Source organism: Streptomyces sp. NPDC059452, assembly GCF_042750035.1.
Taxonomy (GTDB): Bacteria; Actinomycetota; Actinomycetes; order Streptomycetales; family Streptomycetaceae; genus Streptomyces.
Map to the genome: position 1 here is coordinate 1 of NZ_JBHYVE010000038.1, position 13,480 is coordinate 13,480.

At 71.8% G+C, this 13,480-nt stretch carries 10 protein-coding genes, 1 pseudogene and 1 riboswitch; of the genes and pseudogenes, 4 read left to right on the plus strand and 7 right to left on the minus strand.

The features are described from left to right. Positions 1–214: 214 nt before the first annotated feature. The gene (locus tag ACFW9Z_RS32600; protein ID WP_384646535.1) at positions 215–1,663 is read right to left on the minus strand and encodes a basic amino acid/polyamine antiporter; all 1,449 of its coding nucleotides are present in this window, start codon (positions 1,661–1,663) and stop codon (positions 215–217) included. 213 nt (positions 1,664–1,876) lie between these two features. Between ACFW9Z_RS32600 and ACFW9Z_RS32605 the strand changes: the two genes are divergently transcribed. Beyond that, a complete protein-coding gene (locus ACFW9Z_RS32605; RefSeq protein ID WP_384646537.1) occupies positions 1,877–3,121 on the plus strand; it encodes a TetR family transcriptional regulator in 1,245 nt (414 codons plus the stop codon). Positions 3,122–3,169: 48 nt separating this feature from the next. Here ACFW9Z_RS32605 and ACFW9Z_RS32610 read toward each other — a convergent pair whose 3' ends face one another. From ACFW9Z_RS32610 to gcvT, 6 genes and pseudogenes are all read right to left on the minus strand, one after another. Then, the gene (locus ACFW9Z_RS32610; protein ID WP_384646539.1) at positions 3,170–4,444 is read right to left on the minus strand and encodes an APC family permease; all 1,275 of its coding nucleotides are present in this window, start codon (positions 4,442–4,444) and stop codon (positions 3,170–3,172) included. Between the two features lie 183 nt (positions 4,445–4,627). Further along, positions 4,628–5,525: pseudogene (locus ACFW9Z_RS32615) on the minus strand (dihydrofolate reductase family protein); the annotation flags it as partial. Positions 5,526–5,711: 186 nt separating this feature from the next. Then, complete coding sequence (locus ACFW9Z_RS32620) at positions 5,712–7,097, minus strand: L-serine ammonia-lyase (protein WP_384646542.1); 1,386 nt, start codon at positions 7,095–7,097, stop codon at positions 5,712–5,714. Positions 7,098–7,278: 181 nt separating this feature from the next. Further along, positions 7,279–8,538, minus strand: a complete 1,260-nt coding sequence (glyA, locus tag ACFW9Z_RS32625) for a serine hydroxymethyltransferase (protein ID WP_018492302.1) — start codon at positions 8,536–8,538, stop codon at positions 7,279–7,281. A gap of 19 nt (positions 8,539–8,557) precedes the next feature. Continuing rightward, entirely contained in the window at positions 8,558–8,935 is a 378-nt protein-coding gene (gene gcvH / locus ACFW9Z_RS32630; RefSeq protein WP_384646544.1) for a glycine cleavage system protein GcvH, read from the minus strand. A gap of 132 nt (positions 8,936–9,067) precedes the next feature. Further along, the gene (gcvT, locus tag ACFW9Z_RS32635; RefSeq protein WP_384646546.1) at positions 9,068–10,183 is read right to left on the minus strand and encodes a glycine cleavage system aminomethyltransferase GcvT; all 1,116 of its coding nucleotides are present in this window, start codon (positions 10,181–10,183) and stop codon (positions 9,068–9,070) included. 180 nt (positions 10,184–10,363) lie between these two features. Then, positions 10,364–10,461, minus strand: a riboswitch (glycine riboswitch). 163 nt (positions 10,462–10,624) lie between these two features. Here gcvT and ACFW9Z_RS32640 point away from each other — a divergent pair. From ACFW9Z_RS32640 to ACFW9Z_RS32650, 3 genes are all read left to right on the plus strand, one after another. Next, on the plus strand, positions 10,625–11,431 hold the full coding sequence (locus tag ACFW9Z_RS32640) for an AAA family ATPase (protein WP_384646548.1): 807 nt from the start codon (positions 10,625–10,627) through the stop codon (positions 11,429–11,431). Positions 11,432–11,475: 44 nt separating this feature from the next. Continuing rightward, positions 11,476–12,270, plus strand: a complete 795-nt coding sequence (locus ACFW9Z_RS32645) for an enhanced serine sensitivity protein SseB (protein ID WP_384646550.1) — start codon at positions 11,476–11,478, stop codon at positions 12,268–12,270. 255 nt (positions 12,271–12,525) lie between these two features. Beyond that, complete coding sequence (locus ACFW9Z_RS32650) at positions 12,526–13,272, plus strand: enhanced serine sensitivity protein SseB C-terminal domain-containing protein (protein ID WP_384646551.1); 747 nt, start codon at positions 12,526–12,528, stop codon at positions 13,270–13,272. Positions 13,273–13,480 lie beyond the last annotated feature (208 nt).

Genomic DNA, 13,480 nt, shown 5'->3' on the forward strand with positions numbered 1-13,480 from the left:
AACGTCCTGTGGGCCATGATCCGTGACGGACAGCGCTACCAAGGTTCACCTCCCGTCACGGCTGCGGCTTGACATCACGATTGGGAAGTCCTTTCGCTCGGTGACGACGGGGAGTTGCCGCTACGGGCCATTACGAAACAGTACGAGCATGTACGAGCCGTTACGAGCCGGTACAAGGAGGTACGGGGCGATACAAGCAGGTACGGGGCGGGGCTCAGAGCTCGATCCACCCCACGGCCAGCGCCGCGACGCCGACGGCGGCACCGACGACCGACACCGCGCAGATGACCGCCTCGCCCGGGGAGAAGAGCCTGCGCCCCTGCTCCCGGCGGGACTTGATGAAGAGCAGGGTCGCCGGGGCGTAGAGGATGAAGGAGACGAGGACGAACTTCAGCCCGGCCGCGTACAGCAGGAACGCGGTGTAGAGGGTCGCCACCACGGCGATGACCAGCTCGCGCCGGGTGGAGCGTCCGACCACGTCCGTACGGCGGCCCGGCCGCCGGGCGATCCGTACGGCGAAGGCGGCGGCCAGCAGGAACGGGATCAGGCTCAGCGCGCTGGTCAGGTCCAGGGCGAAGTTGAAGGCATCGTCGGAGAACAGCGTCACGACGAGGACGACCTGGCTCAGACACGTCGTCATGAGCAGCGCGGCGTCCGGTACGTCCCCCGCCGTGGACCGCTTCAGGAAGCGCGGCATGTCCTTGTCCTTGGCGGCGACGAAGAGGACTTCGGCGGCCATCAGGGTCCAGGCGAGATAGGCGCCGAGCACGGAGACGATGAGGCCGACGCTGACGAAGACCTGCCCCCAGGTGCCGACGGCGGACTCCAGCACTCCGGCCATCGAGGGCTGCCGCAGCTCGGCGATCTCGGCCATCGGCAGCAGCCCGTAACTGACGATCGTGACGGAGGCGAAGACGGCGAACACGCTGAGGAACCCCAGGACGGTGGCCCGGCCGACGTCCTCGCGCCGCTTGGCGTGGCGCGAATAGACGCTGGCCCCCTCCACTCCGAGGAAGACGAAGACGGTGGCGAGCATGGTCCCGCGCACCTGGCCGAAGAGGGAGCCCGCGTAGTCGGTGCCGCCGAAGTTGTCCGCGAAGACGGACGGCTCGAAGTAGAACAGGGCCAGGATCACGAAGAAGACGATGGGGACGATCTTCGCCACGGTGACGATCCGGTTGATGGCCGCCGCTTCCTTCACTCCGCGCCGGATCAGCAGGAAGAACCCCCACAGGCCGACCGAGGAGACCACCACCGCCGTCACGGTGTCACCGTTCCCGAGTACGGGTGCCACCGCGCCGACGGTCGACATGATGAGCACCCAGTAGGTGACGTTGCCGACGCAGGCGCTGGCCCAGTAGCCGAAGGCGGAGAAGAACCCGAGGTACTCGCCGAACCCTGCTTTCGCGTACGCGTACACGCCCGCGTCCAGGTCCGGCCGGCGCACGGCGAGGGTCTGGAAGACGAAGGCGAGCATCAGCATGCCCGTCCCGGCGACGGCCCAGGCGATCAGCGCCCCCGCGACCCCGGTCTCCTGCGCGAACCGCCGCGGCAGCGAGAACACCCCGGCGCCGACCATCGAACCGACGACCATCGCGGTGAGCGTCAGCAGGGTCAGCTTGGCGGCCGGCCGCGGGACGGCTTCCGAACCGGTGTGGGTCATGGGGTTCCCCTGTCGATGCGGTCATCGGCCAAAGGGGAAAGTTAGCAACTTTATGGGGTGTTATGCCCTATATCGCCAATGATTTTCCAATGACGCAAACATCTGGATGACGCCGATATCCTTGCGCGGCAGGAGGCGCAGGGGCACACGGAACACGCAATGAACAAACACGCAATCAATCGCGCTGAACAAGCGATACGGAATGGGGCGACGATGGCGCGACTGACCCGCGCACAGCAGCAGGAGCGGACCCGGGCGGAGGTGCTGGTCGCGGCCCGGCAGGAGTTCGCCGAGCACGGCTACGGCGATGCCAAGATCGACCGGATCGCCGATCGGGCCGAACTGACCAGGGGAGCGGTCTACTCCAACTTCACCGGCAAGCGCGCGCTCTACCTCGCCGTGCTCGCCGACGCCGCCGAACAGGCCCGGGACCACGCCGAACCGCCCCTGGAATCACCGGAATCGCCCGGGGCCGCGCTCGGTGCGTTCGCCCGGGTCTGGCTGGAGCGGCTGCCCTTCGCGGGCGACACCCCGGGCAACGGCCACCTCCAGCTCCGCTCCCTGTCCGGAGTGCTCGACACCGAACCGGCCAGGGCCACGCTGGCCGAACTCGTACGGCTGGAAGCCCTGTTGCTGGCCCCGGCACTCGAACCGCACACCCCGCTCCGCACCCGGACGGTCCGCCTGGCCGAGCTGACGCTGACCCTGCTGCACGGCGCGGCCGGTCTCGCGGAGAACGCCCCCGGGACCGGCGACCCGTTCGACCTGGCCCGCGCCGCCGAGCACCTGGCCGGCATCGGCCCCATCGACGACTCGCCCCCGCCCCACCTGCCCTTCGTCGCCCCGGCACGGCCTGCGCAGGACGAGTGGGCGGCGCCCCAGGGGCTGCGCGACGAGGTCACCGGCCGTCAGATCGGCCTCGATGAAGACGGCGTGGTGGTCGTGCTGGGTGTGAGACGGCTGTCCGCGGCCGAGGAGGCACTGCGCTCGGCGCGACCGTACGGAGACGAGGTGACCCTCGTCGTCGTGACGAGCGACCCCGCCGAGCTCGGCCGACTGGCCCGGCTCCGCATCACCGATCTCGTCGGCTGCCTGCGCCGGGTCTTCGCGCCCGCCGAACTCCCGAGGCTGCGGATCGTGTTCGACGACACCGGCAGGGTCCCCGCCGCCATCGGCCGGGAGGCGGCGGACGACTGGACCGAACTCGCGATCCGGGTACGGGACGGGCTGATCGTGGCCCGCGCGGAGGGGCGCGGCGCGGGTCACGCGGTGGCCGACCACGGCCGGGTACACGCGGACGGGCGCGGCGCGGACCACACGGCGGCTGACCACAGCTCCCACGGAGGCGGCGCACAGCCCGACGCCGACGCGGATCCGGACCCGAGCACGGACCCGCGCGCGGACGCGACCCGGCCGCAGCGCGAGCGTCCGGCCTCCGGGGACTCCCCGCGTCGCTGACCGGGGGCCGGGACCCCGATAGGCCCGGCCCTCGGCCCCCGGCCCCGGTCAGGGACGGGCACGCCCTCTCCGTACTCCGTACACACCCGCGCCGACGGCCAGAACCGCGGCTCCTGAGATGACCGAGGCCGTGGGCAGGGCGAGGGCCAGAACCGTACAGCCGACCAGGCCGAGGACGGGGACGATCCGGGGCGGGCGGCCCTCGGCCCGGGTGAGGGTGTGGGCGGCGGCGTTGGCGATGGCGTAGTAGGCCAGGACTCCGAAGGAGGAGAAGCCGATGGCCCCGCGCAGGTCGACGGTGGCCGCGGCGACGGCGACGACCGCTCCGACGGCGAGTTCGGCGTGGTGGGGAACCCCGAAGCGCGGATGCACGGCGGCCAGGGCGCGGGGGAGATGACGGTCGCGGGCCATGGCCAGGGTGGTGCGGGAGATCCCGAGGATCAGCGCGAGCAGGGACCCGAGGGCCGCGACGGCCGCACCGACGCGCACGACCGGGACCAGGGCGGGGACCCCGGCCGCCCGCACGGCCTCGGCGAGCGGATCGGCGGCCTGGGCGAGCCGGTCGGGCCCCAGGACCGACAGGACCGCGACGGCCACGCAGGCGTAGACGACGAGGGTGATGGCCAGCGCGAGGGGGATCGCCCGGGGGAGGGTACGGGCGGGGTCGCGGACCTCTTCGCCGAGGGTGGCGATCCGGGCGTAGCCGGCGAAGGCGAAGAACAGCAGCCCCGCGGCCTGGAGGACGCCGCTCGCCGTGACGTCCCCGCCGATGTCCGGCCACCCGGCCCCGGTGCTCGCGCCGGTCAGGCAGGCGGTGACCACTGAGGCCAGGACCGCGAGCACGACGGCGACGATCACGCGGGTCAGCCGTGTGCTCTTCTGCACCCCGGCGCAGTTGAGCGCGGTGAGCGCCACCACGGCGGCCACCGCGACCGCGCGTTCGTGACCGGGCCAGGCGTAGGTGCCCACGGTCAGCGCCATGGCCGCGCAGGAGGCGGTCTTGCCGACGACGAACGCCCACCCGGCCAGGTACCCCCAGAACTTCCCGAGCCGTTCGCGCCCGTAGACGTAGGTCCCGCCCGAGGCCGGGTAGCGGGCGGCCAGCCGGGCCGAGGAGGTCGCGTTGCAGTACGCGACCACCCCGGCGAGCGCCAGCCCGACCAGCAGCCCGGACCCCGCCGCCCGGGCCGCGGGCGCGAGCGCGGCGAAGATCCCGGCCCCGATCATCGCCCCGAGTCCGACCAGCACGGCGTCCCCCACCCCGAGACGCCGCTTCAACCCGCTCGACCCGCCCTCACCGACCGGAACTTCCCCCGCACTCATCCCCAGCCCCCTTCACAACAGCCCACAGCCCACAGCGCGCCGCCCGCCGCCCACGCCCGCATCCACCATCTCGGCGCACCGCACCGCACCGTAGCGGAGCAGGAGCTGAGACGGATCACCGCCCGGTCCCTGAATCCGGCCGGGTGTGCCCCGCCGGTTTCCCGCACCGCCTCGGGAGGTTCGGAGCAGATGCCGGTTGGGAGCCTGCGCGGCGTTGGCGTACTCAGGCAGCGCAACGACCGTTACACCGGCCTCTTCGAGGAGCCCCGTGCCGTCGGCGCCCACGACAAAGGTGTCGGGCTCGCTCCAGGCGGTGACGACCCGGCGGATACCGGCGTCCCGGATGAGCTCGGCGCAGGGGCGAGGCCTGGATGCCCGCTTGGCGCAGGGTTCCAGGGAGCTGTAGACCGTGGCCGTGGCCAGCCGGGCATCGTCGGCGGGGAGCTTGGCGAGGGCGCCTTCCTCGGCGTGGTCGTGGGGGTTGTTCTCGCGGGAGTGGCCGCGGGCGAGTTCGGTCCCGTCGGCCGCGACGATGACCGCACCCACGCTGAAAGCGGTCGCCGAGGGCGGGCAGAGGGCGGCCAGCTCGCAGGCGAGGGCGAGCCGCCGCCTTCGACCATGAGCCGCTCGACGGCGTACGTATCACCGAGGAGGTCGAGGGCAGCGGGCCAGACGCCCTCGGCGGGAACGTTCCGAACGGCGGCCAGGCCACCCAGATTGGCACGCGCCTCCGCCGCGGCCGCGTCCCCGACGGCCAGAACGAGCTTGTCCCCGCCGTGGTGCCAGAACTTCCACTCGGCGTCCAGGTCGCCCGTACCGGTGATGGTGACCTTCAGCGGGTACTCCGGCCGCCCGGCCGCGATCCGCGCGGCCCTGCGTTCCTCCGAGTTGACGAGGAGAGGGGGGTTGTCGGCACGGAGTGTCCCGGCCCCACGAGGATGGCGTCGACGCCTGCCCGTACGGAGTCGACGCGGTCGAAGTCCTCCTTGTTGGACAGCAGGAGCCGGTCCTCGCCCGGACGGGTATCCAGGTGGCCGTCGAGCGAAACGGCTGCGGACAGCAGGACGTACGGGCGGGACACGGTGTCTCCAGGAGGTAGGACGTGTGCGCCGACGGTTCGGGCGGGATACAGGACGATACGGTCGAGCGAGGCCCGGAACTCGACGTCCGGCGTCGGCGCGGACGCGCCACGAACGCAGCCGGGCGTCACCGTCACGAACGCGGCCGGACGTCACCGTCACGAATGCCCAGGTCAGATCCTCTCCGCCTAGCACTCGATGATGTTCACCGCGAGCCCGCCCCGCGCCGTCTCCTTGTACTTCACGCTCATGTCGGCGCCCGTGTCCTTCATCGTCTTGATGACCTTGTCCAGCGAGACCTTGTGGCTGCCGTCGCCGCGCAGCGCCATCTTCGCCGCCGTCACCGCCTTCACCGCCGCCATGCCGTTGCGCTCGATGCACGGGATCTGGACGAGGCCGCCGACCGGGTCGCAGGTCAGGCCCAGGTTGTGTTCCATGCCGATCTCGGCGGCGTTCTCCACCTGCTCGGGGGAGCCGCCCAGGACCTCGGCGAGGGCGCCGGCCGCCATCGAGCAGGCCGAGCCGACCTCGCCCTGGCAGCCGACCTCGGCGCCGGAGATGGAGGCGTTCTCCTTGAAGAGGAGGCCGATGGCGCCGGCGGCGAGGAGGAAGCGGACGACGCTGTCCTCCTTCTCGGCCTCGGTGCAGCCGTGGGCCGCGAAGTTCATGTAGTAGTGCAGGACGGCCGGGATGATGCCCGCCGCGCCGTTGGTGGGGGCGGTGACCACGCGGCCGCCCGCCGCGTTCTCCTCGTTGACCGCCATCGCGTAGAGGGTGATCCACTCCATCGCGTGGGCCTGCGGGTCGCCCTCGGCGCGCAGTTGGCGGGCCGAGTTCGCGGCGCGGCGGCGGACCTTGAGGCCGCCGGGGAGGATGCCCTCGCGGGACATGCCGCGCGAGACGCACGCCTGCATGACGCGCCAGATGTCCAGCAGGCCGGAGCGGATCTCGGCCTCGGTGCGCCAGGCCAGCTCGTTCTCCAGCATCATCTGGGAGATGGAGAGGCCGGTCTCGCGGGCCAGGCGCAGCAGCTCGTCGCCCGTACGGAAGGGGTGGCGCAGGGCCGTGTCGTCCGGGACGATCGGGTTCTCGCCCGCCACCGCGTCCTCGTCCACGACGAAGCCGCCGCCGACCGAGTAGTACGTCTTCTCCAGGAGCGGGGCGCCCTCGGAGTCGTACGCGAAGATCGTCATCCCGTTGGCGTGGTACGGGAGCGCCTTGCGGCGGTGCAGGACCAGGTCGTCGTCGAAGGAGAACGCGATCTCGTGCATGCCCAGCAGGTTGATCCGGCCGGTGGAGCGGATCTCCTCCACCCGGGTGTCGGCGGACTCGACGTCGACCGTCTGCGGGGACTCGCCCTCCAGGCCGAGCAGGACCGCCTTCGGGGTGCCGTGGCCGTGGCCGGTCGCGCCGAGGGAGCCGTACAGCTCGGCCCGTATCGAGGTCGTGTGCGCGAGCAGGCCCTCGTTCTTCAGGCGGCGCGCGAACATCCGGGCGGCCCGCATCGGGCCCACCGTGTGGGAGCTGGACGGGCCGATGCCGACCGAGAAGAGGTCGAAGACCGAGATGGCCACGGGAGGACTCCTTGGGGGGTTGGAAGACGCCGTTGTCTGCCTGGGCGGTGCGGGGACAAGCGGGGCAAGCGGGAGAAGCGGGAGGAAACCAGCGGGCGAGGGGCATGGAACGGGGCACCGCGCTCACTCTCCTCAGTGTGCGCGGTGCCCCGTCCGGATGCGTGGAACCGCAGGCCAGGTGCTACTTCAGGCCGGGGTACAGCGGGAACTTCTCGGCCAGCGCCACCACGCGGGCCTTGAGGTCGTCCGCGTCGTACGACGGCTTGAGGGCGGCGGCGATGATCTCCGCGACCTCCGCGAAGTCCTCGGCGCCGAAGCCGCGGGTCGCGAGCGCCGGGGTGCCGATCCGCAGGCCCGAGGTGACCATCGGGGGGCGCGGGTCGTTCGGGATGGCGTTCCGGTTGACCGTGATGCCCAGCTCGTGGAGCCGGTCCTCGGCCTGCTGGCCGTCCAGCTCGGAGTTGCGCAGGTCCACCAGGACCAGGTGCACGTCGGTGCCGCCGGAGAGGACGGAGACGCCCACCTCGGTGACGTCCGGCTGGACCAGGCGCTCGGCCAGGATGCGGGCGCCGTCCAGGGTGCGCTGCTGGCGCTCCTTGAACTCCTCGCCCGCCGCGATCTTGAACGAGACGGCCTTGGCCGCGATCACGTGCTCCAGCGGGCCGCCCTGCTGACCCGGGAAGACCGCCGAGTTGATCTTCTTGGCGAGCTCCTGCGTGGAGAGGATCACGCCACCGCGCGGACCGCCGAGGGTCTTGTGCGTGGTGGTCGTGACGACATGGGCGTGCGGCACCGGGTTGGGGTGCAGCCCGGCCGCGACCAGGCCCGCGAAGTGCGCCATGTCGACCATCAGGTACGCGCCGACCTCGTCCGCGATCCGGCGGAAGGCGGCGAAGTCCAGCTGGCGCGGGTAGGCGGACCAGCCGGCCACGATCAGCTTCGGCTGGGACTCCTTGGCGAGGCGCTCGACCTCCTCCATGTCCACGAGACCGCTCTCGTCGACGTGGTAGGGGACCACGTTGTAGAGCTTGCCGGAGAAGTTGATCTTCATGCCGTGGGTCAGGTGACCGCCGTGGGCCAGGTTCAGGCCCATGATCGTGTCGCCCGGCTTCAGCAGCGCGAACATCGCGGCGGCGTTCGCCTGCGCACCGGAGTGCGGCTGGACGTTGGCGGCCTCGGCACCGAACAGGGCCTTGATCCGGTCGATCGCGATCTGCTCGACCACGTCGACGTGCTCACAGCCGCCGTAGTAGCGGCGGCCCGGGTAGCCCTCGGCGTACTTGTTGGTGAGGACGGAGCCCTGTGCCTCCATGACCGCGACCGGAGCGAAGTTCTCCGAGGCGATCATTTCGAGGGTGGACTGCTGGCGGTGGAGCTCGGCGTCGACGGCGGCGGCGACGTCCGGGTCCAGCTCGTGGAGGGAGGAGTTCAGAAGCGACATCAGGGGGTCCCTTAAGGTCTCAGTTGCCGGAGAACGCGGTGTACTCGTCGGCGGAGAGCAGATCGTCCGGCTCCCCCTCGACGCGCACCTTGAACAGCCAGCCGCCCTCGAAGGGAGCGGAGTTCACCAGCGAGGGGTCGTCCACGACGTCCTGGTTGGCCGCCGTCACCTCGCCGGTCACCGGCGAGTACAGATCGCTGACGGACTTGGTCGACTCCAGCTCGCCGCAGGTCTCGCCCGCGGTCACCGTGTCACCGACCTCCGGAAGCTGGGCGAAGACGACGTCACCGAGCGCGTTGGCCGCGTACTCCGTGATGCCGATCGTGGCCACGCCGTCCTCGACGGCCGACAGCCACTCGTGCTCCTTGCTGTACCGCAGCTGCTGGGGGTTGCTCATGACCTGAATTCTCCTGTACGCGGGGGAGTGCTGATGAACGGTGGTCTTACGGTGTGAGACGGAGGTACGTCACTTCTGTGACGCCCGCGCGCCGATAGGGAGGGGCCGGAATACACCGTTCCCTCCGGAATATCACTTCTGGCGCTTGTAGAACGGCAGCGCGACGACCTCGTACGGCTCGTGCGTGCCCCGGATGTCCACGCCCACGCCCTCGGTGCCCGGGGCGGCGAAGGCCGCGTCCACGTACGCCATGGCGATCGGCTTGCCCAGGGTGGGGGAGGGAGCGCCGGAGGTGACCTCGCCGATGACCTTGCCGTCGGCGACGACCGAGAAACCCGCACGCGGGACCCGGCGGCCCTCGGCGATCAGGCCGACCAGCTTGCGCGGCGGGGCGGTCTCGGCGCGCTCGGCGGCGGCCCGGAGCGCCTCGCGCCCCACGAAGTCGCCCTCCTTCTCGAACTTCACGACCCGGCCCAGACCCGCGTCGAACGGGGTCAGCGCGGTCGTCAGCTCGTGCCCGTACAGCGGCATGCCCGCCTCCAGGCGCAGCGTGTCCCGGCAGGAGAGGCCGCAGGGGATCAGCCCGTGCGCCTCGCCGGCCTCCGTCAGCGCCCGCCACAGCTGCTCCGCGTGCTCGGGCGCCACGAACAGCTCGAAGCCGTCCTCGCCGGTGTAGCCGGTACGGGCGATGAGCGCCGGGACCCCGGCGACCGTGCCCGGCAGGCCCGCGTAGTACTTCAGCCCGTCCAGGTCGGCGTCGGTGACGGCCTTCATGATCGCGGGGGACTCGGGGCCCTGGACCGCGAGCAGCGCGTACGCGTCCCGGTCGTCGCGCACCTCGGCGTCGAAGCCCCCGACGCGGGCGGTCAGCGCGTCCAGCACGATCTGGGCGTTGCCCGCGTTGGCGACGACCATGTACTCGGTCTCGCCCAGCCGGTAGACGATCAGGTCGTCCACGATGCCGCCGTCCTCCTGGACGATCATCGTGTAGCGCGCCCGGCCGTTGCCGACGGTGGCGATGTTGCCCACCAGCGCGTAGCTCAGGAAGGCCGCGGCCTCGGGGCCGGTGACGGTGATCTCGCCCATGTGGGAGAGGTCGAAGAGACCGGCCCGGGTGCGTACGGCGTTGTGCTCGTCGCGCTCACTCGCGTACCGCAGCGGCATGTCCCAGCCCGCGAAGTCGGTCATGGTGGCGCCGAGCGAGCGGTGCAGCGCGTCGAGGGCGGTGAGACGGGGGGCAGTGCTCATGGATACGGCTCCAGGGCATGACGACGTCAGGACGGAAATCCTCCCCATCTGTCATCGGAACCTGAGAGGTTCGCCGATAGCCCCTGACGGGGTATGCCCCTGAAGAGGGACGCCCCTGGTCACGGGGCTCGGCTTGCACCTTGGGTGGAGCCGCCGGAGCGGCCCGCTTTTCAGATCTGCCTCGTCCACGCGGTACGGGGCCTGAGAGATTCAAGGGAGGATCTTGCTCCTTCGGCGCCCGGCTCACACTGTGGCCGGAACTCTCCCGCGCGGATTCGAACGGCCGGTATGCAGTTGGCGGGGTCATCATCGCACGGCTTGCGGCAGAGTGGGGCGGCCGGTCCCGGACTCATGTACGGGAGGCGGAGCCGGTTGTGCCGCCTTGCCGTTTCTTTACACTTCACAGCAGGCGTGAGCGGCCCGACAGCAGGGGGATGGGCGATGACGTTGCAGCGGTCGGTACCGACCGCGGGGGTCGCGCACGACGCGATGCCCGCGCAGGCCGGGGCACCTGTGCGGGAGCTGCCCGCACAGCCCGGGGCCGGGGCGTCGGTGCCCGGACTTTCGGCGCAGCCCGGCGCGCCCGTACACGAACTGCTGGAACCCCGTGCGCCGGTGGTACGCGATCTGCGCGGGCGTACCGGGAACAGCCCCGAGTGCCTCCACTTCCCCGCAGGCGCCGTCGTGGTCGTCTCCGGGCTGCCCGGCGGGGGCAAGTCCACCCTGATCCGGCGGACCGTGAGCGGCCGCGCCATCGACTCCCAGAACACCCGCGACCGCTGGGCCGCCGCCCTGCCCCGGTTATTCCCCTACGCCCTCTACCGCCCCCTGGTCCGGGCCGCGCACTACCTCGGGCTCTGGGCCACCCTGCGTTCCGGCGAATCCGTCGTCGTACACGACTGCGGTACGCAGACCTGGGTACGCCGCTGGCTCGCCCTGCACGCCGCCCGCCGGGGCCGGACCCTGCATCTGATCCTCCTCGACGTGGACCCCCGGACGGCCCGCCAGGGACAGCGCGAGCGTGGCCGGGGCGTCTCCGGTTACGCCTTCGCCCGCCACCGGCACGCGGTGGCCCGGCTGATCCGCGACACCGAACAGGGCGCGCTGCCCCCCGGCTGCGCCTCGGCGGTGCTGCTGGACCGGGCGGCGGCGAGCGCGCTCGGCCGGATCTCCTTCCCGGACGGCCGCGACTTCCCGGACGGCCATGACTTCCCGGACGGCCACGACCCGGCGGCCTGCTCCGGTTAGGGTTCTGGCCGGAACAGGCGACAGCAGCGAGAGGCGCAGAGGCAGTGGACATTCCGGCACCGGTCCAGCCACACCCCCAGCAGGGCTGGCCCGCCAACGAGCTCGAAGAGGTGCTGACCGCCTCCCTCGGCGTCGCCGACGCGGGCGGCCGCCTCGTCGAAGTGCTCGGCCGCAGCTCGGTCTGGGTGCCGCTGCCCAACGGCGGCTCCCCCGCCAGCGCCGACCTGGACCTGCCGATGATGGACATCGACGGCGCCGCGTACGTCCCCGTCTTCAGCTCCGAGGGCCAGTTCCTGAGCTGCGTCGGCAGCCATATGTCCTTCGCCGTGGCGCCCGCCCGCGACTTCGCCCGAGGCCTGCCCCCGCAGGTCGGCATCGCGGTGAACCCGGGCGGCGCGGTCGGCATACCGCTGCCGCCGTCCGCCGTCGCCGAGCTCTGCCGGGCCGGGCGCACCGCCCTGGACGGGCCCGCCTCCGGCGGCCGGGTCAAGCTGTACGAACCGGACTGGCAGCACGACCCGCTCGACTTCCTCGCCGCCGTCTCCGCCGAGTTCGAGGCGACCGGCGTGGTGGCCACCGCCCGCCGGGCGCTCGCCAGCATCGAGGGCGGCGACCCGGTCCTCTTCGTCGGCGTCGAGTTCGCGGCCTGGGACGGTACGGGGCAGAACCTGCCCATGGACGCCCTGGGCCGGGCGCTCGGCCGCGTCGAGGTGCCCTGGCCGGTGAACCTGGTCCTGCTGGATGTGACCCAGGACCTGGTCGGCGACTGGATGCGGGAGAAAGTGCGGCCGTTCTACCGGCGCGAGGGCCACGTACCGCACCCGGGCGGGGGCCACTGACCGTACAACGGTGCGGGTCACTTGCCGCACCGGGGCAAGAGCCACTTACCGTACCGGCGCGAGGGTCGCTCACCGCACTGCCGCGGGGCCGCGGACCGGCGTCCGCCGACCGTGGCGTCAAGTCGGTGCCAGAAGTGGCGCATAAGCTGGTTTGATGACGAGGACCGCTCCCGTGTGCCCGGGAGCGACGGACGATGAGGGGCGGAACCCAGGGTGAGTGCGTCAGGCACTGCGGCGGCCGGCAAGGTCGAGCACATGCTGCGCCAGGTGACCCCCGGGCGTTTCGACGCCTACGAGGCGCTGCTCGCGGCCCTCGCCGACGGCCGGGTCTGGATGCTGCTCTGGCACGGCACGGCCGGCTCCCCGGACGCCCAGTACGGGTCCATGGAGGTCGACGGCCTGGGGTACGCCCCGTGCGTCACCTCCGCCCAGGAGCTCTCCGCCAGCGGCTGGAGCAGGGCCCACGAGCTGGTCTCCGGCCGGGACATCTCCCGCGCCCTCTTCCCCGACCGCTGGGGCATCTGGCTCAATCCGCACGCCCCGGGCGGCGGCGTCGGCATCCCCTGGCTCGACCTGCGCCGGATCGCCACCGGCCTGGACCGGCTGCCCGCGGGCCCGCTCCGGCTGACCGAACCGGCCGTGGAGCTCCCGCAGTTCTACGCCCAGCTCACCCAGAACGCCCACCGCACCCCGGCCGTCCGCTCGCTGCGCCGCGCCTGGGTGCACCCCGCCGTGGGTGTCCCGTACCTCGCGATCGGGCTCGATCTGTACGACACCGGGCGGGCCTCCGTCGACGCGGTGCGCACGATGATGCGGCAGTCGATCGGCGCGGTCCCCGACGGGCTGCCCGTCTCCACCGTCGCCATGTCCGACGAGTACGACCCGGTCGCGATGTGGCTGCGCGCCAACACCCGACCGTTCTACGACCGCGAGGCGCACGCCCCCGCGGGCCCGCCGCCCGCCGCCGCCCCCGGCTACGGCTACCCGCCCCAGCCCCGCTGACGCGCTGACCCGCGCCCGGGGCCCTCGCCTCGCCGAACACCCCTGGATGTCCGGCTTGTTAACTGCCCACGGGGGGATGTCCCGGAACTGGACGGTTTGTTAACTGTCCGGGTCTCGACTAGGTCTCACCGCTATCCGGACTGTTCTCTTGCGGTGTACCCCGTCTGTAGTGTGCGGCCATCAAACCTCACCACATGGCGAACCAGGG

Excerpts from the sequence above, each read along its gene's own strand:
- glyA (WP_018492302.1), bottom strand. The coding sequence starts at position 8,538 with ATGTCGCTTCTGAACTCCTCCCTCCACGAGCTGGACCCGGACGTCGCC.
- ACFW9Z_RS32605 (WP_384646537.1), top strand. The coding sequence starts at position 1,877 with ATGGCGCGACTGACCCGCGCACAGCAGCAGGAGCGGACCCGGGCGGAG.
- ACFW9Z_RS32610 (WP_384646539.1), bottom strand. The coding sequence starts at position 4,444 with ATGAGTGCGGGGGAAGTTCCGGTCGGTGAGGGCGGGTCGAGCGGGTTG.
- gcvT (WP_384646546.1), bottom strand. The coding sequence starts at position 10,183 with ATGAGCACTGCCCCCCGTCTCACCGCCCTCGACGCGCTGCACCGCTCG.
- ACFW9Z_RS32600 (WP_384646535.1), bottom strand. The coding sequence starts at position 1,663 with ATGACCCACACCGGTTCGGAAGCCGTCCCGCGGCCGGCCGCCAAGCTG.
- gcvH (WP_384646544.1), bottom strand. The coding sequence starts at position 8,935 with ATGAGCAACCCCCAGCAGCTGCGGTACAGCAAGGAGCACGAGTGGCTG.
- ACFW9Z_RS32640 (WP_384646548.1), top strand. The coding sequence starts at position 10,625 with ATGACGTTGCAGCGGTCGGTACCGACCGCGGGGGTCGCGCACGACGCG.
- ACFW9Z_RS32650 (WP_384646551.1), top strand. The coding sequence starts at position 12,526 with ATGCTGCGCCAGGTGACCCCCGGGCGTTTCGACGCCTACGAGGCGCTG.